Genomic DNA, 20,260 nt, shown 5'->3' on the forward strand with positions numbered 1-20,260 from the left:
CACAGTCTATTATCAAAAATTCCGCCAACTGGTAATTTTTACAACATCTTTGGACGCACAAAATGTTGTAAATAATATTAGTCACAGAGATAGAGCTATTCGCACATACTAGCGAGGCCTTGGATGCTTCGCGTGCGATCGCGCGAGAACAGCAGAATTCTTGCTAGTGCAAGCCGCATGCAACTGAAATTGTATAGGCTTGTACAAAAACTTGCACGGGCTGCGTTAATGGGCAAACTTAATCTCGCACTAATAATAGAGGAGAAATTTGGTGAATCAATCGCTCCGGGTGTTGTTGGTCGAAGACGCTGAAGAAGATGCCATATTGCTACTCAAACAACTGCACGCTAGCGGTTACGACCTAGATAGTTGGCGAGTAGAAACTCCGCACCAAATGCAAGCAGCACTCACCGAAGAAAACTGGGATATTGTAATTTCAGATTATTATCTGGGACAGTTTAGCGGTCTAGCAGCATTGAAACTGCTACAAGAAACGGGACTAGACCTGCCATTTATTATTGTCTCAGGTGAAATTGGCGAAGAAGCAGCGATCGCTACCCTCAAAGCAGGCGCAGCCGATTTCGTCACCAAGCGCAACCTATCACAAATTGTCCCCGCCGTAGAGCGCGAGTTACGAGAAGCCGAACTGCGGCGAGAGTCACAACGATTAGAAAAAGAAAAACAGCTACTACAAACCCTAATCCAAGATGTTAGCGACGCCCCTGACTTTCAAGCCGCCATCGAAGTAGCCCTGCGCCGCGTGTGTGAAAGCACTGGTTGGCATTGCGGCGAAGCTTGGATTCCCGACGATGAACAGAAAGTGTTGCGGTGCAGCGAGTCCGCTTGGTATAGCCAAACCGACAAGCTGCAACACTTCCGCGAGTACAGCCAATCATCAACCTTTCCCCCAGGGATAGGAATGCCGGGGTATGTCTGGGAATCTCGACAACCATTGTGGATTCCAGATCTTTCTACTGCGCCAGAAGCTACATTTGTGCGAGCGCGAAAAGCTAGGGAAGCCGGACTGGGCGCGGGATTGGCAATCCCCCTCATTGCTGATGACGAGGTTGTGGCCGTAGTTGTATTAATGATGCTAGAACCATGTATTGCCGACCAGCATCAAATAGAGCTAATTTCATCAGTGACAAATCAACTGGGGGCAGTGCTACAGCGCAAAGCCGCAGAAGAAGGGCGGCGACAAGCGGAAGCAAAATATCAAAGCCTTTTTGAAAACGCCGTTGTCGGAATTTTCCAGACTACGCCGGACGGACACTACATCAATGCTAATCCCGCACTTGCAAAGATATACGGGTATGACTCCCCAGCAGAACTGATGGCGGGTCTGACGGATATCCAGCAGCAGCTATATATACAGCCTTCCCGACGCCACGAGTTTACCCGCTTGATACAGCAATACGACGCAGTATCTAAATTTGAGTCGCAGATTTATCGCAAAGACGGTAGCATCATCTGGATTTTAGAAAATGCGCGGGCAGTTCGCGACGAACAAGGGAAGTTGCTCTACTATGAAGGCTTTGTGGAGGACGTTACCTCGCGTCATCGGGCAGAAGAGGCTTTAAGAAAGAGCGAGGCCAAGTATCGGGAACTGGTTCAAAACGCTAACAGTATCATTTTGCGAGTTGACCCACAGGGCAACATTACTTTTTTCAACGAGTTTGCTCAAACTTTCTTTGGCTACTCAGAGCCAGAAATTAAGGGCCAAAACTTCATAAGAACGCTGCTACCCCAGAGCGATGCTTCGGGTAGCGAAGCCACAAAAATAGTGAGGGAGATCTTGCGCTATCCAGAGCGCTACACGCAACATGAGAGTGAAAATATTAGGCGGGATGGTTCGCGGGTGTGGGTGGCATGGACGAACAAAGGGTTTTTCTCTCCAGATGGAAAGTTGAGCGAAATTCTCTGCATCGGTCGCGACATTACGCAACTCAAGCGAGTTGAGGAAGAACTAAAGAAAGCTAACGAAGAGTTAGAGCGGAGAGTGGAGGAGCGAACGACTCAACTGCGGCAAGCCAACGAGCAACTGAAGGAAGAGATAAGCACCCGCATACGGGCAGAAGCTTTGCTGGCCGGACAAAATCAGGTTTTGGAACTAATTCTCAGGGGCGGGGCGCTCCCAGAGGTGCTGGACTTGCTAGCGAGGGTTATTGAAGAACTATCGGGAGAAATGAAGTGTGCTTTTCTGTTGCTAGACGAAAACGGGGTTAATTTACGACACGTTGCCGCCCCATTGCTGCCAGAAGCATACAATCGAGCTGTTGATGGAATTGCGATTGGCCCAAAGGCTGGCTCGTGCGGGACGGCGGCTTATCGCAAAGAACCTGTAATTGTGGAGGATATTGCTAGCGATCCATTGTGGGAAGATTGGCGCGATCTTGCATTAGGGCACGGGTTACGGGCTTGCTGGGCAATCCCTATCCTGACTTTGAAGGGGGATGTTTTGGGGACTATAGGTATTTACTACGATCGTCCTTATGCTCCCAGAGATTATGACCGCGAGCTAATTATCAAAGCGACGTATTTAGCGGGAATTGCCATAGAGCGCGATCGCTTTAGTTCGGCGCTAATCGGGAGCGAGGCGCGGTTCCAGAAGTTAGCGGCTAACGTACCGGGTATTATTTACCAATTTCTTCTCCAGCCAGATGGGTCGATTACGTTTCCGTTTGTGAGTTCTAGTTGCCAGGAAGTCTACGAAGTTGGGCCAGAGGAGATTCAGGAGAATGCGTCTTTTGTTCTTGAGGCAATTCATCCAAGCGATCGCGCTAGTTTTCAGGAATCTATAGTCCAAAGCGCCCAAACATTGCAACCTTGGAACTGGGAAGGACGCATTACTACGCCTTCCGGTAAGCTTAAATGGATTCAAGGCGCTGCCCGACCGGAACGACTGCAATCTGCGATCGCTCCTGGGAACCAGGAGACGCTTTGGGATGGATTGCTGATGGACATTACGGAACGCAAGCGGGCGCAAGAAGCACTGGAGCAATCTGAAGCCAAGTTAAGACAACAGGCGAGGGAGTTAGAACAAGCCCTCTACGAGTTGCAACGCACGCAAACGCAACTTGTGCAGACCGAAAAGATGTCTAATCTCGGTCAATTGGTTGCTGGGGTTGCTCACGAAATCAACAATCCGATTAGCTTCATCTACGGCAACCTGGACTATGCCTGCGAATATACCCAAGACTTGATGAATTTGCTAGACCTCTATCGCACCGCTTACCCCAATCCCACAGCAGAAATTAGCGCTAAAACAGAGGCTATTGACTTAGATTTCTTAATTGAAGATTTGCCTAAAATGCTGTCTTCTATGAAATTGGGAACTGACCGCATTTGTCAGATTGTCCTTAGCTTGCGTAATTTCTCGCGGGTTGACCAATCGGCAATGCAGTTAGTTAACGTTCACGATGGCTTAGACAGTACGCTGCTGATTTTGCACCAACGATTGAAAGGGAAGTCGGGAAGTCCTGGAATTGAAATAATTAAAGAATACGGCGATTTGCCTTTAGTAGAGTGTTATGCTGGCCAACTCAACCAAGTGTTTATGAACATTATTGCTAATGCAATTGATGCCTTGGATGAGTATAACGAGCGGCGCACTCTTAAGGAGATTGGGTTGCATCCGAGTATCATTCGGATTAAGACTGAGTTACTAGATGATGAGCTAGTAGTTATCCGAATTGCTGATAATGGCCCCGGAATACCAGAGGAAGTACGTTCGCAACTTTTTGACTCTTTCTTTACAACTAAACCTGTGGGTAAAGGCACTGGTTTGGGGTTATCGATCAGCCACCAGATTGTTGTAGAAAAACATCGGGGGAAATTGTTACTTACATCAGAATTGGGACAAGGTACAGAGTTTGCGATCGCTATCCCTCTTAAACAAGAGGATTAAATACTTCATGGTTGATAGTTCTTTTCTAAGACTTCATCTGCCTGGGATAATGAGGACGGCAGGGATTTCCCCAACAAACCTGCGCGTGGGAGATATTACTAAAAACACTGCTCCTCGCGCCTATCACTGCATTAGCTCCTATCTGCACCCCAGGAGCGATAAAGCAATCTGCGGCAATCCAGACGCCTTCTTCAATTGTAATGGGAGAAGTTATTAAGCCAAAGGCTGGATCTTTGATATCGTGACTGCCAGTGCAGAGGTAGCTTTTTTGGGAAATTACGCACTGTTGACCGATGCGAATTTGGTCTAGGCTGTATAAAACTACATCGTCCCCAATCCAACTATAGTCGCCAATTTCGACTTTCCAAGGATAGGTGAAGCGGGCTGTAGGTCGGATGATTACACCCCTACCTACACGCGCCCCAAATAGCCGCAAAAGCCAACTGCGGAAACTATTTAAAAAATGCGGACTCAGGGGGAACGCGATCGCCTGCACTAACCACCACATTAAAATAAACCAAACCGGACGCCCTCGATCGTATCCAGATTGGTCATAATTGCGTAAATCAACGAAAGGTTCAACGCTGTTAGTTGGTGGCAAATCTGAGTCTATCAACCCCTACGCCCTCCCTTGCAACGAATCCGGCTGCGGTAATGAATTCGCAGGAATTACTGTAGGTGAACTTGCATTCAAAGAGCCGCCAAATTTACGCAATTCGTACAGTTTGACCCCAATTTGATATTCATACTGGCTCATCAGCCGCGCATAAATGTAGCCAGCTTTTCCATCCAAGAACCCACGCTGAATAATGTAGATCAAAATAAATCGCAGTAGGGGTTTAAAGGGAAGTTGTACCCAAAGTTTCTTTAGAAAGCGCTTGCGTTGAACAGCATCGCCGAAGAAATTAGCTCCAATTGTGCCAGTGTCGTCCTTACCTTTGAGTATATTGAGATAAACGCGAGCTTCCCAATTGGAGTATCGGTTATGTCGATCTAACCAGTGAAATACATCTTTAAAATCTTCGTGCAGAATATCATTTTTTAAGTAGCCAGGCTTGCCTTGGAGAACGACGTGTTCGTGAACTTCGTTATCGCCAGTATTAGGAACTTCTTCTGTACTTAAATTTTCGTATCTGCCTAGTTTGTATTTAAATAGACGCAGATTCCAGTCGGGATATCTACCGCCGTGTCTAATCCAAGTGCCGAGGAAAAATACTTTGCGGTTGATGTAATAGCCGTTATGTTCTGGATTGGCGATCGCGATCGCAATTTCTTCCCATAATTCCGGGGGAATGCGTTCGTCACAATCGACAATTAGCACCCATTCGTTGCGGAAGGGTAGATTTTCTAAGGCCCAATTTTTCTTTTTTGGCCACCGACCGTTGAATAGAAATTGTACTACTTTGGCGCCGTAACTTTCAGCAATTTCAATAGAGCGATCGCTGCTTTGCGAATCAACTACAAACACTTCATCGGCTGCTGCAACGCTTTGAAGACAAGCAGGAAGATTTGCTTGTTCGTTCTTAGCTGGAATCAGAACCGAAACTGGAATTTTAGCAATGCCTGTCATAAAGATAAAATGTGAAGGATAAATATTAAATTATGGAATTATTCTGTTTGCTGACTGACAACTTCAGAGCTGGGATTTTCAGCTTTTTCTGATGGCACGAACATACCCCCAATAGCATTACTCAAATAACCAATTTGGCCGTATGCATATACCAAATTTTCAAAGCTAGTCGCTGGATCTTTAAAATATTTAACAGATTTATAAATTCCGCGCACTAGCCGTTCGCACCCGCCTTGTAGCTGCCGCATTCCAATCTTACCTACGAGTTGTTGGCGCTGACTCTCGCTGATGCCCTGCCACCAGCCCCGACTTAAAAACCATTGTCGTTTCAAGCGCTCTGGCGCAACATTGTGAGCGACTAAGGCATTGGGAAGATATGCTACCTCCCAGCCCATTTTAAGGGCTAATTCTGTCATGTGGAGTTCTTCATTTGATAACAAATTTTTGCCCACTCGCCCTAAATTAATATTGAAGCCGCCAATTTGCTCTAAAAATGTCCGTCGTATTGAGTAATTTAAACCGCGTGGAGTCATTCCGGGTTGGTTGATATAAACAATAGTATCTCCCAGATCGTAGGCTCCTAAATTTCCCGACAATCCAGGGGAAAGCCAGCGCGGGGGCTGTATTCCCTCTGGCCAAAGTAGAGTAACTTTGCCACCAGCAACGGCGAGTTTTTCGTTGTTTTGATAGGCTTCATAGAGTACGTGCAGCCAGTTGGGAGCGGCAACGGCATCATCATCAAGGTAAGCGAGAATATCACCTGCGGCAACTTTTGCACCCGTGTTGCGAGCGACGGATAGACCTATGACGGGTTCGTAGACATATTTTATGCTTGGGCGAAGGGAAGTTATTTCGGTTGTGCGATCGCTTGATGCATTATCTACAACCACTACTTCAAATTCAGGAAAATCCTGGTTTAGCAAGCTATCAATTGCAGCCCCTAAATACTGCTCCCTATTGTGCGTACAAATAATTGCAGAAATTTTCATCTGGGTAATTCTTAATTGTTAATTGGGAGTTTAGAGTCTTGTAGAGACGCCGATAAGCTCGCGTCTCCCAATCCCCCATCCCCTATTAAGCATTCAGATGGCTGTGCAAAACGACGAGGGTTTCTGCCAGTTGGGTAAGGCGGGTTTCCAAGTCTTGTTTGCGAGAGAGCAACAGCCGCAGCTTTTGATAACGAGCGATCGCTACGCTGACGGTGGGAACCTGCTCTGGCGGACAAGGACGGAACCAAAACTGACCATCCTCATCCAACCCGCACAAGCGGTAGCCAGCACGGGGAGATTGATACGTTACTTTCACATCTTCGGAATTAAACGAGGCGTCTATGTAGTCCATCAGTCGGTCAACTTCTGCTACTGATAGCTTCTCTCCACCCGCCTCTGGTTTCTGCGTATGAGACTCCAACCAGCCATCGACAATTGGCCCTTCTAGGTAAACGTCTTGAATTTGCCGTACTACTTGCTGTAGTTCCTGCTGCCAACCTGCCACTATCACTTCAATTTCTTGTAGCAGGGTCATCGCTAGAGCCGGATTGGGTGCGTTGCGATGGTTAGTGAAGCTGGGAGTTTTTAACTTGGGCAGGGTCGGCGCCTTACCACCTGGGGGCTTTCGGTCTGGGAAAGTTTGGACGGTGAGTGAGAAGGAGGGGGGACTCTCTGGAACCTCTGGACGCCACCTTGCTGAATCCTCGGTCGATACTGCTTCGGGTGTCTGCTGCTCTGCGTCGCTGTTTGCTTGCGATAGCTGATGCAAGGTTGTCTCTATCCGTTGTAATTCTGGTTTCATGGTAATATTGCGCTACTTTTGTCTCTTAAAAACGTTTATTGGCTCTAAACCCAGTTAAATTAACTACGATGACGCCCGCTCTTGTTGCAACTCGTTGTGTTGGCGACGTTTGTGCTTTGGAGCGCATTCGCACAAACGCACAGTCGCTTGCTTAATTTTCTATTTTATTTCGTCTGTTAATGGCGTAATTTTAACTGTCTTAACTGAAAAAAGGAAAACTTTGCGCCAATAGGCGCGACGGGATTTAGTGAGGTGATGAGTGAAAACACAAAAGGCAACGCCTGAAGGGAGAGTTATTCTTGTGACTGGGCCTGCGAGGTCGGGGAAAAGCGAGTGGGCAGAAACTCTAGCTGGGCGATCGCAAAAATTAGTCATTTATGTTGCAACTGCAAACGTTGACCCCAACGACGCAGAATGGCGATCGCGCATCGAACAACATCGGCGGCGACGCCCAAGTAGCTGGACAACCCTGCAAGTGCCAGTTGAACTGGCAGTAACGATTGGGGAGGGTGCTGATAATAGCTGCCTTTTGGTTGATTCGCTGGGAACTTGGCTGGCGAATCTTTTAGACCAGGATGAGGAAGATTGGCAGAGAACTCAGCAAGAGTTACTCGAAAGTTTAGAGCAAACTGCTAGTGATGTAATTTTGGTGGCTGAGGAAACGGGTTGGGGCGTTGTTCCAGCGTATCCCCTCGGTCGTAAGTTTCGCGATCGCTTGGGCAATTTGGTGCGTCGGGTGGGTGCGATCGCCCATCCAGTTTATTTAGTTACTGGCGGTCACGTTCTTAACCTTAGCGTCCTCGGTTCCCCCTTACCAGGGTCAGATATATCACTTGGATGATCTATCTATACATTTCTTGTGAAATCTTGCCCTCGTAGAACTACCCTATTATAGTAGTAGGATTCCCTAGTAAAGTTGGGTGTAAATACGCCCACAATTTGGTTGCACTAAAAAGCGAATTGTGCATACGGTAGACCTAAAAAGTCTATAGGGTAAGAGTCCCTACGGCCAGAGTTTATATTCCACAGTCTTAAGTCAATCGACCTTTTATTTCACCAGATAGGCTGTACTAAAAAATTAATACTTTGGTATCAGCCACAATCAAACCTGAGCAGGAAACCAACTGCTATTGCGAGGAAATATAGTGAGAGTTAATACTTCTATGCAGGATGGCAGCAACAATCCTTTGTTCGTTGCCGGGGGGTCAGCTAAAGTTATGGCATCCGAACATTCAGTTAGACAATATCTTGCTTATTGGTTTCAGCTAGGCAAGAAGGTTATTGTTGGTAATGGACAGGAAGCACTGCTGCCACAACCCGTAATCGAGGGCGATCGCTACAGTGGAGATTTTGAACGTTGCTGGCAGATAATTCTCTCACCAGAGTCTGGCGACTGTTACCTAGAAGGCACGAACGAAACTATTGCCGAACTGCTGACACCAGCTTGGGAGATGGCTGACTGCGCCCGTTGTGATATGCCAGTACCCATGCGTCGAACTGGAATGCCGCCTTTGGACTGTCCGTGTAACGATATATCGAGTTGGCCTAACACGGAAGTACCGCTACCGCGATCGCCCGTCAGCAGTCAGGCGCGGCTGTTAGATATTCGCGATCGACTCCTCAAACCCCGCACTTCAGAGGTAGATGAGGGCGGTAATGCATCTAACATTGGCAGCATATCGGCTGGATGAATTAATTTCCACTCTTGCTGAGAACCAATTTTTAAGTGCAAATGCGACAATTTGTCGCATTTGCCAGCAAGAACAAGCCTATACCGCCTTGGTTAATTCCTGTTCCCGGCGTCGGGGCACTTCATAAGTCAGGAAATCATAGGCTAATTGGGTGTTGGGGAAAATCGCGCGAGCTTCCTGAAGCAAGTCATCTAATACGACTGAATTACCAGGAGCATAGCGGGGACTGAAATGGGTCATAATTAACTGCTTCACACCCGCACCCAATGCCACTTGTGCCGCCATTGTCGAGGTAGAGTGCAAGCGATCGAAAGCTAGCTGCGAATCTTCGTGGGCAAATGTGGCTTCGTGAATTAACACATCTGCGCCGCGTGCCAGTTCCACAGCACTATCGCAATAAACTGTGTCAGTACAGTAAACAATTTTGCGGCCTATCTCTGGAGGCGCAGACAAATCGCTTCCGCGTATCAGACGGCCATCTGGTAGGGTGATATCTTCGCCGCGTTTGAGTTTGCCGTAAATAGGCCCGGAGGGGATTCCCAGTTCGGCAGCTTTTTCCACATTGAAACGCCCAGGCCGATCTTTTTCTACAATCCTGTAGCCAACCGCCGGGACGCGATGCTTGAGGGGGCCGCAACTGACTATAAATTCATCGTCCTCATAGACTACCCCAGGACTTACAGTGTGAACTTCGATGGGGTAGGAAAAATGGGTATAAGAGTATTTTTGGCCAGCGCGGAGGTATTCGCTTAGACCAGAGGGGCCATAAATATCAACGCGCTGGACATTGCCAGCCATACCGCATGAAGCTAAAAGACCCATCAAGCCAAAGATGTGGTCGCCGTGCAGGTGGGTGATAAAAATGCGGGTGAGTTGACCTACTTTGACATCACTACGCAACAATTGGTGCTGAGTGCCTTCGCCACAGTCAAACAGCCATAATTCGGCGCGTTGGGGCAAACGCAGGGCGATGCTAGAAACATTGCGCGATCGCGTCGGTATACCAGAACTGGTTCCAAGAAAAGTAATTTGCACGAGCGTAATATAACCTCATCCATGTTAAATATAACCAACGGTGGTGTTATAAGCAGGTTTCAAAGATGCCGTTTAAAGGTTTCCTATTTAAACTTGCACGCGAAAGGACACAGCGGCTGGGTGGATGCTACTGGTGGTTTTCTATCCTGTTGTGGATAGCATTTGTTGCCCCCGCCCAAGCGCTGCAATTGCGCGTGGCAATAGAAAACGGAGTCAAGCAGGTTAAATTGGGCAGTTCTACCAAGGCTATAGTGCGCGATGGTTCTGGGCGGACGCTGGGAGAAATTGCGCCGATGAATGGGTTTATCGCTCAACCCTATAACGGGAAAGTAGCGCTGGGAAGTTGGCAATCGGGCCAAATTTCGATTGAACCGATCAAGGGTGGCTATGTTTGGATAGGCGATCGCTGGTATCGCGGACGCGCCAGAATCGTTCCTACCAACAAAGGTCTTACCGCCGTTAACCAAGTCGATTTAGAACAATATCTCTACAGCGTGTTAGGCGCTGAAATGGATGGCAGTTGGCCGCTTGAAGCCCTCAAAGCTCAAGCAGTCGCCGCCCGCACTTACGCGCTTTACAAGCGCCAAAGCTCTGCTAACAGCGTTTATGACCTTGGCAGCACCCAGGCTTCGCAGGTTTACAAGGGTTTGCAGACAGAATCCCAAAGGACTCTCATGGCTGTTAGTGCAACAAATGGGCAGGTTTTGACCTACAGAGGCAAGATTATTCTCGCTGCCTTCCACTCTGCCTCTGGAGGACATACGGAAAATGTAGAAGATGTTTGGTCAGATCCGCTGCCTTACCTGCGCGGCGTCCCAGACTACGATCAAGGTACGCCTGGGTATCAGTGGGTGAAAAATTTCTCGCCAACTGAACTCGGTCGTCGTCTAGGTCTGGGAATTGTCCGTTCGGTAATACCGGAACGGATAACCCGCTATGGTAGCGCGATCGCTGTTAAAGTGGTTAGCGATCGCGGCACTCGGTCTCTTAGCGGCACTCAGCTGCGCGAACGTCTGGGTTTGAGAAGCACTCGCTTTACCGTTACCTCTACGCCAACAGCTTTTCAGATCAACGGTCGCGGTTTCGGCCACGCTATTGGTATGAGTCAGTGGGGCGCTTACAAATTAGCTAAATCTGGAGCTAATTATCAGCAAATCTTGTTGCACTATTACCGGGGGGCAACTCTGGCTAAGATTAAAGGTTAGTAGCTGTTAATGCTCTCAAATTTTGAGGCACATTGGTAAGTAAAAAGTAAAAACAAAGAGGAAAAACAAAGAATTTCTTTCTTTTGCCTTTTACCCTCGTTCCCAGGCAGAGCCTGGGAATGGTTTTGCCTTTCCTAGTAACCCGACTCATCCAGACGACGCCGCCATTCTGCATCGATTTTGTCCGATTGTTCTATTTGTTGTTCTATCAAGTCTGTTTCGGTTGTGTATGCTAAATCGTCGCGACCGATAACTTTTTGGGCGGCAAACTGACTTGCATAGGCTATTTTCTTCTGCAAAGCGGGGTTGGCTTTATGTAGGGCAATTGCTTGCTGTTTTCGTTTTTGATTCCGCGCTTCTACGCGGCTATTTCTAAACTGAATCCAAAAATAGCGAACTAGGGGAACTGACAAAAAAGCGACGCCGTAGCCCAGCAATATCCAATAAATGGAATTCACAAAGGCGACTAATCCACCCAATTCTGCCGCAATTCCACCCTTCAACAGAGAACCCAGTACCAAAGCACCTACTATGTTGACAGCACCCAACGCAGATGCCATTATCAGTTGCCCGCTACCTGCTTCGCTAAAGCGCCATGGCTTTTCTTGCAGATAAAAGGGGACTGGCTGTGAATTTCGCTCTTCTGCTGTTGTCTGCAATTCTGGGAAGTGATAAACAATGTCCCCGACGGGGCTAACTTCTGGCAGTCCGTTGAACCGGGCTAGCACTGGCAGCATATAGTCGTCGTAGTCTTTGCCGCTTCGTGGTTCTATTTCCAGATAGGGTGCAATTTGTTCTGCTGCTACAGCACCTTGGTTGTTGCGAATCACGGTTGCGATGTCGTGCCAGCGCCGTTCTTCTAAGTCGGCGTTGGGATTGCCATCGCCAAACAAGAAGGAGAAGACGGCTTCTAGGAAGTTCATCTGTCTTCTCTCTTCGGGGAGTGCAGATGACTCGTAGCGTTGCTGCTGATAGCGTCGGTCGTAGCCTGGATCGAAAAACCAGAACCAATCGGGGCCAAACCAGAAGAAAAAGCCGCCACCGCCGCCAGAATGATGGCTGCTGCTGGAATTGTCGCTGTCGTTGTTGGAATTGAGGCTAGCGAGGATAATGGCGATCGCTACAAATATCAACGCAATGGAAAGGATTAAGATAGTTCCAAAGGAAATCCTAATCAGGTAAAACAGGATACCCCAGACCTTTTCCCACCATTCCTTTAGTCGCAACCGCAAAAACTTATTACGAATTATTGTCCGGAAATTCTTGGGAAACTGGTAGACAACATCGCCTGTTTCTGCAACCTGCAAATGCCCCCCGGCATCGGACGCCAGGGTGAGTAATCCTTGTTGAGCAAAATCTATATTTAAGCCTGCCTGGGTAGCGACATCACCGACGGTGACGCGGTAGCCCAGACGTTCAACTGCTTGCATTATGGTGGGATTTGGAGCCATGCTCTTCCCTCGCTAAAAATCCGTTCTTACTCTTATTATAAAATTTTGGCAACTGCCTTCTGGCAAATTATGAAACCAAGCATAGTAGCGATCGCTCTGCTATTGTCTCCCACAATAATTGGAAATAGTTCGCGCAATAACTGGCACGCATGGAAAACCAAAATCAGCCTAGAAAAGACGATCTCGTGCTTGGCGGTGTAGCACCACCCCCAGCGGACGGTGTTGTATTGGGGGGATTGCAGGGCGTTAAGAGTAACTTGGCAAATCCGCTGGTAGAAGCGCGAATGGCAGCGCTTTCTGAGGCGTTGAAGTATGGCGAGTCTGGCTTAAACTTGGTAATTCAGGCTTTAGCCGATGAAGCAGAACAAGTTCGCGAGGCTGCATGCGCCCTGCTACAAGAAAGCGAGGAACCGAGTGCTAGACAGGCGTTGATTCAGTACAAGCCTTGGCTATTTTTTGAATACCTTCGTACCACGATTGGACATTCAGGCGGGGTTTCTTGCAGTTGCTTAAGCCCAGACGGGCAAAGCCTGGTGACTGGTGGCCGCGATCGCATCAAGATATGGGATTTGGAAACAGGGCAAGAACTCCGCACCCTGAGTACTTATCATTATTCACCAAATTCTCTAGCCATTAGCCCCGATGGGCAGACAGTTGTCAGCGGCAGTTATGAGGGCTATATCAAAGTGTGGGATTTGAGGACAGGACAGCTAATCCACAGCTTTGGCGAACCTTCATCTCATGGTGCTTCGATAGTCGTAAGTCAAGATTGGCAAAGTGTTTTGAGCGTCAGGTTCAGAGCAATCGATGTATGGGATTTGAGGACAGGACAGCTAAAACGCACAATAAAACAGAATTTAGGTAAGCTTACTTCTATAGCGATCGCTCCCAATGGGCATACCTTGGTCGGTGGCAGTCATAACAACATTATTAGAGTGTGGGATTTGAGGACAGGACGAGAAATTCACGCTCTTACAGGCCATTCAAAAAGTATTAACTTTGTTGCCATTAGTCCCGATGGGAATACACTTGTCAGCAGCGGTGGCAACACCATCAGGATATGGAATTTGCAGACAGGAAAGCTCAGACGCACCCTCTTGTTGCACAAACGCCGCCTGGTTCTTTCTGTTGCTATCAGCCCGGATTGGGAAACCGTTATCAGTAGCATTGATGACAAGACTATCAAAATCTGGGACTTAGAGACAGGGCTAGAACTGGACAGCTTCCAAAGTGATTCAGGGCCAGCTTATTTTGTAGCCATCAGTCAAAACGGACATACCCTTGTTGCCAGAAATCGCATCAATGCTGACGTATGGGATTTGCAGACAGAAAAGCTAATCCGCACCTTTACGCTTGTAGGGCATTTATCCTCAGTTAAATCTGTAGCTATTAGCCCCGATAAGCAGATTATTATTAGCAGTGGGGACAATACCATCAAGTTATGGGAGTTGAGGACAGGACAAATAATCCGCACTCTTGAGGGGCATTCAGACGATGTTTATTGCGTCGCTATTAGCCCCGATGAGCAGATTATTGTTAGTGGTAGTGCGGACAAAACCATCAAGGTATGGAACTTGAAAACAGGACAAATAATCCGCACTCTTGAGGGGCATTCAAACTGTGTTCGTTGTGTAGCGATTAACCCTCAAGGTAGGACGCTTGTCAGTGGCAGTGACGACGGTACTATCAAAATATGGGATTTGGAGACAGGGCAAGAACTCCGCACACTGCAAGCACAAAGGAGAGTTTATCGCATAGCCATCACTCCAGACGGCAAGACTCTTGTTAGTGGGGGAGATCCGATTTACAGCACAGCTAAGGTATGGAGTTTAGAGACAGGGGAAGAAATTCAGACATTCCAAGATTATCCTGTTGATTCCATAGCTATCAGCCCAGATGGGCAGACTCTCGTCAGTGGAGATTGGTCTTATCGAAAAACTATCAAGGTGTGGGATTTGAATACAGGGCAAGAAATTCGTACTTTTCCGGGGGATGTTGATTGCCTAGCTATCAGTCCAGATGGGCAGGTTCTCTTCGCTGGTTGCGGTGACAACACCATCAAAGTGTGGAATTTGAGGACAGGAGAGCTTATACGCACCCTGAAGGGGCATTCATATCTTAATTTTGGTGGTAATTGCCTAGCCGTCAGCCACGATGGGCAGATTCTGGTCAGTGGTAGTGGTGGTAATGTCAAAGTGTGGGGAGTGCCGTAGTTTCTTCACTGCTGCTGTGCGATCGCACTATTAGCTCAAGTCAACGAGATGCGCCCTTCCGCTTCAACAAGGCGATGCTGCTAGCTCAGCCGCTTCGCTATGCTCTTTACACAACACTATATATATGGGTCGAGGATTTCCATATATACACCTCCGACCAGAGTACTGAATATAATTTGTACATAAAATTTTAGAATTTTACCCATAAATGAAGATACGTGGCGGGAATGCGATCGCGCACTCGAAAACTGCCATTGAGCGCTAAAGTAGCTAATGAGCATAAAGACAGCGACTAGACTGAAACAAAAGCCACTATGCCAAGAATTCAACGCAAAGACAATTTTATTGACAAGAGCTTTACGGTAATGGCAGATATGATTCTGAAGATTCTGCCAGCCAACAAGCAAGCAAAAGAAGCCTTTGTCTACTACCGCGATGGTATGTCTGCTCAGGCAGAGGGCGAATACGCCGAAGCCTTGGAAAATTACAACGAAGCTCTAACATTAGAGGAAGACTGCTATGACCGCAGCTATATCCTCTACAATATGGGGCTAATATATGCCAGCAACGGCGAGCATGAAAAAGCTTTGGAATACTATCATCGAGCGCTCAGCGACAACCCCCGCCATACCTCCGCGCTGAACAATGTTGCTGTGATTTACCACTACCAGGGAGATAAAGCCAAGGAAGCTGGAGATCCCGAAGAGGCTGAAGCTTTTTTTGACAAAGCAGCGGAATACTGGAAACAAGCAATTCGCATAGATCCCAATAACTATCTTGAGGCGCAAAACTGGCTGAAAACCACAGGGCGATCGCAGATAGATATATTCTTTTAATTCATTGTTCGTGGTTGATAGTTCAAAGCAATGGGCTATCAACCATGAACCACCAATCACCAACCAGTAACTAATAACTAATCGAATGATTGATCGCGAACAAGTTCGTAAAGTTGCCCATCTAGCCCGCTTGGAACTAACACCCGAACAAGAGGAGCAATTTACTACCCAAATGGGCAGTATTTTGGATTATTTCGATCAGCTGAGCGAACTAGATGTTAGTAACGTGCAGCCGACAACGCGGGCGATTGATGTTAGCAACGTGACGCGACACGACGAGCTGCAACCTTACACCAATCGAGACGCTATCTTTAGTATTGCTCCAGATCAAGAAGGCGACTTTTTTAAAGTCCCCCAAATTTTTGGCGGTGAGTAATATCAATTTTGAATTGAGAAAAAAAATATTCTGAAATGGGCAATTCTCCCTCTTATTAATACGCTTTTAGGGGAAAATTGCCCGTTCCAAATAATGCCAGGAGGTAATTATGGGTTTGGGTATCCTTGCTGACGGAAAGTGGATTAGCCAACGAGATCAAGAAGATTCGCAAGGTAAATTTATTCGTCCATCAACGACGTTTCGCAACACAATTACAGCCGATGGCTCTAGTGGCTTTAAAGCTGAACCTGGGCGCTATCATCTATATATTTCATGGGCTTGTCCTTGGGCGCATCGAACTGCAATCATGCGTAAGTTGAAGGGGCTAGAGGATGTTATCGGGCTGTCGGTTGTTGGCGCGGTTATAGATCAGAATAGTTGGGAATTTAGCGACGAACTAGGTGCGATTCCTGATACTGCAAACGGTAAGAAATATTTATGGGAAATCTACCTCAAAGCTGATTCTAATTACAGCGGAAGAGTTACCGTTCCGCTTCTATGGGATAAAGAAAAGAATATGATTGTTAACAACGAATCCCGCGAGATTATCCGAATGTTGGATACGGAGTTTGATGCTTTAGCCAAAGCAAATGCGAACTTCTATCCGCAGGATTTGCAAGAGAAGATTGATGAAACAATAGATGCTATTTACCAACCAATTAATAATGGTGTTTACCGTGCAGGGTTTGCTACTACCCAAGCGGCTTATGAGGAAGGGGTGACGGATTTATTCAATGCTTTGGACTATTGGGAAGGAGTATTGGAGAAACAACGTTATTTGTGTGGCGATCTCATTACGGAAGCTGACTGGTGTATATTCACAACGCTGTTACGCTTCGATGCAGTTTATTACGTTCACTTTAAGTGTAATTTGCGCCGCATTGTCGATTATCCCAATCTTTGGAATTACCTAAAAGACCTTTACCAACAACCAGGTGTGAAGGAAACTTGCAACCTTGACCATATCAAAAGGCACTATTATATGAGCCATGAAAAGGTCAATCCTACCCGAATTGTACCTAAAGGCCCAATGATTAATTTTGACGAGCCGCATAACCGCGATCGCCTGACAGTCTAGCTGTCAAAGTTTAAGTTGCTAGTTAGTTTCACCGCAAACTTGTTGTAAGGTGGTGGTGAAGTCGGGGTAGGAGATAGCTGCGGCTTCTGCACCGTGAATCGTGGTAGTTCCAGAGGAGTTAAGGGCAGCGATCGCTAAACTCATTGCTATTCTATGATCTGTACAACTATGTACTTCTGTACCGATTAGAGATGTGCCGCCAGTTATCTCTAAACCATCTGGCAATTCTGTAACTTTAGCTCCCAACCTGTTAAGCTGGTTTGCCATAACAGCAATACGATCGCTCTCTTTCACTCGCAATTCTGCTGCATCCTTTATTACTGTAGTTCCTTTGGCAAATACTGCCGCTACTGCCAAAATTGGTATTTCATCTATCAATCTTGGGATAATATCCCCGCCAATTTCACAACTATTTAACTGGCTATATTTCACCCGTAAATCAGCCACAGGTTCACCTGCTACAACGCGCTGATTTTCTAGTGTAATGTCCGCTCCCATCATGGCAAGTGCTTCCAAAATGCCCGTGCGGGTGGGGTTGACGCCCACGTTTTCAATACACAACTCTGAACCTGGTACAACTGCCCCAGCAACTAGCCAAAATGCCGCTGAACTGATATCACCAGGTACAATAACATTTTGCCCGTGTAGTTGGGCTGAACCGCTAACTGTAACGCTGTTGGTTTCTGGATCGACGCTGATTTTTGCTCCAAAAGCTTGTAGCATTCGTTCGCTATGGTCGCGGGAAAGGGCGGGTTCTGTTACTGTCGTTTCTCCCTCTGCGATTAGTCCAGCTAACAGGATGCATGATTTAACTTGTGCTGAGGCTATGGGAGATTTATAGTGGATGGCTTGCAATTGCTGACCTTGAATTGCCAGTGGTGCTAGAGATCCGCTTTGCCTCCCCCAGATTTGAGCGCCCATTTGCTGTAATGGTTTAACGACGCGGGACATGGGTCGCGATCGCAGCGAACTATCACCCGTTACTGTGAAAAATCGTCCTTTATGAGAGGCGAGGATTCCCAGCATCAATCGCAGTGTAGTCCCTGAGTTTCCGGCGTTTAAAACATCACTTGGTTCTTGCAAGTTACCCAATCCAATACCTCGAACCCGTACTGATTCTGTATTGAGTTCGGAAATTTCTGCACCCAAGGCGCGAAAACAACTAGCAGTGCTGCGGGGATCTTCTCCTAGTAGTAGCCCTTGAATATAGGTTTCTCCTTGCGCGATCGCTCCCAACATTAAAGCGCGGTGGGATATAGATTTATCACCCGGAACCCGTATGCGTCCCTGTAGGGATACGCCAAAAGCCGGGCGGTCAATAATTAAATCTTGTTGATGTTCGGTACTTTTTACGATGACAACAGCAGTTGACATGGGCGATAAGTGGCATGGTGATTGTGATAGTTAATCGTACCACTTAGTATTTAATCCCTAATAGGGATTTAGACCTTAAGCCGCTTAAATTTTAGACTTACGGAATCCTCTAGAAAAGTTGGTATTTAAGAGGAGCGATCGCACATAAAGTAACTAAGTGTTGAATTAACATAATTTAACTCAACACTTAACAGTCATAACTAAGACTTAAAGCCCTTGGCTACCTTTTGTTTACCCTTGTCTTTAGGCTTTGATTTGTTAACTTCTGCTACGGCTTCTTGGAACAGATTATGTAAATGCACAGGCACGCTGGCAATTTCCGGTAGCTCTGGTTCTGTAGGCTTGTTGTACTCTTGCAGTAGTGCCTCTAAATCGCTTTCAAGCTTAAACTCTGGACGCGCTAATACTGTTTGCAATAGCTTTTCCAGTTGGGTTGGGTACTGCTGCGCTAACCTACGCCAGATGAAAAAGTTTATTGTCGGTTCTTCTAGGTACTTGCGAACGAGTTTCTCAGCGTCTGGGCTAACTTGGGAGCCAGAAGCTTCTAGCATTGCCTTAAACTGACTGTAGGTTGGCAGAAATATCTGCCCCCAGCGGGGATGGGTAAGTGCTGTTACTTGTTCGGCTTTCTTGAGGTTTTCAGGCAATTCAACTTTGGGCGTCACCATTTTGGTTGTGCCCTTCTTATCAAATAACTGGGCAACTGTTTTGGAGTCAGCACCAGCTTCTTCTGCCGCTACTTTCATGTCTTCTTCTGAAATCCCAGCTTCTTCGGCTATCTCGTCTAGGGATTTAGTGTCATCAATGCCTGCTGCGGCTAGGCGTCGATTGGTCATTGCCTGCTGAAATTCGGGTAGCTTTTTATTTAGTTGGTACCCCGGCATTGTTACTTCATCGCTACCAAAAAAGTCTATAAAGTCTTGGTGATATTGCTCTACTGACTTCCAAGCTTCCTCTAGCAACTCTGGGGCGTCGCTATATAAGTCGTTCTTATGGTTAGTCTTAAAGTTGCCGATGGCGACTGCCAGTTTGGGTTTGCCCAATTTGCCCATAGGCATACAAGGGCCAGAAAACATCCAGTAGGTATCGGTGACGGGGGAAATACGGGTTAGTAAGATTTCTCCTTGTTTAAAGCGCCGCATTTCTTCCAGCGTCTGGGCGTTATTTGGTTTAACGATGTAGGACTTGCCTGTTAGCCAGTTTATCAGTTCAAATCCATCAGGTAGAAGTTGGTTAACAGCAAATAAGCCTATGAAGCTGCGCCCCCAGCTACTAACTAAAGTGCGATCGCTCTGTGATAACTCGGGCTGGCTTTCCAGAAACAATTCCAGTGGCGCCTTATCCCCAACTTTGCCTTCTGTGATGAAGGTATCAATTATCAAATCCCTTTGAGCAATGTCCTGACGCTCTCTACGCGACTGTGCAGCCGCATAGGCTTCGAGGGCTGAAGCCAGCTCTCCTTCTGATTCTAGGACAAACTCAACTAAGGCTTGTTTTAGCGAAAGCGAACGCAGCAAAATAGAATCCACAAGCATCTCTAGGAGCAACACTTTATAGCTTAAAGGCAAAAAGCAAAGAAGGACTAGCTAATGGTAGCTAGTCCTTTTTTTAAAGAATATCCCTGGCACGGAGCTATTTTCCCGTAGGGTCGCCCCCAAAGTATCTTTGCCGCTGCGGCGTTTCACCTCCGAGTTCGGGATGGAGTCGGTGTGGAGCCACCGCGCTAAACGCAC

Annotated in this window: 16 protein-coding genes and 1 rRNA gene; 8 read left to right on the forward strand and 9 right to left on the reverse strand. The window is 47.1% G+C overall.

Features of this window, described 5'->3' with window-relative positions; all coding sequences use genetic code 11:
- Positions 1-271: 271 nt before the first annotated feature.
- Positions 272-3,907, forward strand: coding sequence for a PAS domain S-box protein (locus H6F77_RS13220; RefSeq protein WP_190489187.1), 3,636 nt, complete (start codon positions 272-274; stop codon positions 3,905-3,907).
- A gap of 25 nt (positions 3,908-3,932) precedes the next feature.
- Here the strand turns inward: H6F77_RS13220 and hpsU are convergent, their stop codons facing one another.
- The 4 genes from hpsU to H6F77_RS13240 all read right to left on the reverse strand — a co-directional run bounded on the left by hpsU (position 3,933) and on the right by H6F77_RS13240 (position 7,268).
- Complete coding sequence (hpsU, locus tag H6F77_RS13225) at positions 3,933-4,523, reverse strand: hormogonium polysaccharide biosynthesis acetyltransferase HpsU (protein WP_190489188.1); 591 nt, start codon at positions 4,521-4,523, stop codon at positions 3,933-3,935.
- 3 nt (positions 4,524-4,526) lie between these two features.
- Positions 4,527-5,477: a glycosyltransferase family 2 protein gene (locus H6F77_RS13230; RefSeq protein WP_190489189.1), complete on the reverse strand. Its 951-nt coding sequence runs from the start codon at positions 5,475-5,477 to the stop codon at positions 4,527-4,529.
- A 38-nt stretch (positions 5,478-5,515) separates the two neighbouring features.
- The gene (locus H6F77_RS13235) at positions 5,516-6,466 is read right to left on the reverse strand and encodes a glycosyltransferase family 2 protein (RefSeq protein ID WP_199321320.1); all 951 of its coding nucleotides are present in this window, start codon (positions 6,464-6,466) and stop codon (positions 5,516-5,518) included.
- An 85-nt stretch (positions 6,467-6,551) separates the two neighbouring features.
- Positions 6,552-7,268 carry a hypothetical protein gene (locus H6F77_RS13240; protein WP_190489190.1) on the reverse strand — a complete coding sequence of 239 codons (717 nt, stop codon included), beginning with the start codon at positions 7,266-7,268 and terminating at the stop codon, positions 6,552-6,554.
- A 259-nt stretch (positions 7,269-7,527) separates the two neighbouring features.
- Here H6F77_RS13240 and cobU point away from each other — a divergent pair, with 259 nt between their 5' ends.
- Together cobU and H6F77_RS13250 are read left to right on the forward strand one after the other, a co-directional pair.
- Positions 7,528-8,109, forward strand: a complete 582-nt coding sequence (gene cobU / locus H6F77_RS13245; protein WP_190489191.1) for a bifunctional adenosylcobinamide kinase/adenosylcobinamide-phosphate guanylyltransferase — start codon at positions 7,528-7,530, stop codon at positions 8,107-8,109.
- A gap of 376 nt (positions 8,110-8,485) precedes the next feature.
- The gene (locus tag H6F77_RS13250; RefSeq protein WP_190489206.1) at positions 8,486-8,959 is read left to right on the forward strand and encodes a hypothetical protein; all 474 of its coding nucleotides are present in this window, start codon (positions 8,486-8,488) and stop codon (positions 8,957-8,959) included.
- 78 nt (positions 8,960-9,037) lie between these two features.
- On the opposite strand, the gene H6F77_RS13255 is transcribed toward H6F77_RS13250, so the two are convergent.
- Positions 9,038-9,994, reverse strand: a complete 957-nt coding sequence (locus H6F77_RS13255) for a ribonuclease Z (protein WP_190489192.1) — start codon at positions 9,992-9,994, stop codon at positions 9,038-9,040.
- Between the two features lie 65 nt (positions 9,995-10,059).
- Here H6F77_RS13255 and H6F77_RS13260 point away from each other — a divergent pair, with 65 nt between their 5' ends.
- The gene (locus H6F77_RS13260; RefSeq protein ID WP_190489193.1) at positions 10,060-11,199 is read left to right on the forward strand and encodes a SpoIID/LytB domain-containing protein; all 1,140 of its coding nucleotides are present in this window, start codon (positions 10,060-10,062) and stop codon (positions 11,197-11,199) included.
- Between the two features lie 134 nt (positions 11,200-11,333).
- Here H6F77_RS13260 and H6F77_RS13265 read toward each other — a convergent pair whose 3' ends face one another.
- On the reverse strand, positions 11,334-12,650 hold the full coding sequence (locus tag H6F77_RS13265) for a hypothetical protein (RefSeq protein WP_190489194.1): 1,317 nt from the start codon (positions 12,648-12,650) through the stop codon (positions 11,334-11,336).
- Between the two features lie 149 nt (positions 12,651-12,799).
- Here H6F77_RS13265 and H6F77_RS13270 point away from each other — a divergent pair, with 149 nt between their 5' ends.
- The 4 genes from H6F77_RS13270 to H6F77_RS13285 all read left to right on the forward strand — a co-directional run bounded on the left by H6F77_RS13270 (position 12,800) and on the right by H6F77_RS13285 (position 17,153).
- Complete coding sequence (locus tag H6F77_RS13270; protein WP_190489195.1) at positions 12,800-14,863, forward strand: WD40 repeat domain-containing protein; 2,064 nt, start codon at positions 12,800-12,802, stop codon at positions 14,861-14,863.
- A 314-nt stretch (positions 14,864-15,177) separates the two neighbouring features.
- Positions 15,178-15,699 (forward strand): photosystem I assembly protein Ycf3, encoded by a 522-nt coding sequence (locus tag H6F77_RS13275; RefSeq protein ID WP_190489196.1) that lies wholly within the window; start codon positions 15,178-15,180, stop codon positions 15,697-15,699.
- 85 nt (positions 15,700-15,784) lie between these two features.
- The gene (gene gatC / locus H6F77_RS13280) at positions 15,785-16,075 is read left to right on the forward strand and encodes an Asp-tRNA(Asn)/Glu-tRNA(Gln) amidotransferase subunit GatC (protein WP_190489197.1); all 291 of its coding nucleotides are present in this window, start codon (positions 15,785-15,787) and stop codon (positions 16,073-16,075) included.
- A 109-nt stretch (positions 16,076-16,184) separates the two neighbouring features.
- Positions 16,185-17,153 carry a glutathione S-transferase family protein gene (locus H6F77_RS13285; RefSeq protein WP_190489198.1) on the forward strand — a complete coding sequence of 323 codons (969 nt, stop codon included), beginning with the start codon at positions 16,185-16,187 and terminating at the stop codon, positions 17,151-17,153.
- Between the two features lie 18 nt (positions 17,154-17,171).
- Here the strand turns inward: H6F77_RS13285 and aroA are convergent, their stop codons facing one another.
- The 3 genes from aroA to rrf all read right to left on the reverse strand — a co-directional run.
- Positions 17,172-18,527: a 3-phosphoshikimate 1-carboxyvinyltransferase gene (gene aroA, locus H6F77_RS13290; RefSeq protein WP_190489199.1), complete on the reverse strand. Its 1,356-nt coding sequence runs from the start codon at positions 18,525-18,527 to the stop codon at positions 17,172-17,174.
- 200 nt (positions 18,528-18,727) lie between these two features.
- A complete protein-coding gene (locus tag H6F77_RS13295; RefSeq protein WP_199321326.1) occupies positions 18,728-20,062 on the reverse strand; it encodes a hypothetical protein in 1,335 nt (444 codons plus the stop codon).
- An 84-nt stretch (positions 20,063-20,146) separates the two neighbouring features.
- Positions 20,147-20,260: ribosomal RNA gene (gene rrf / locus H6F77_RS13300) — 5S ribosomal RNA — on the reverse strand; the annotation flags it as partial.

It is taken from the genome of Microcoleus sp. FACHB-831 (assembly GCF_014695585.1).
GTDB lineage: Bacteria > Cyanobacteriota > Cyanobacteriia > Cyanobacteriales > FACHB-T130 > FACHB-831.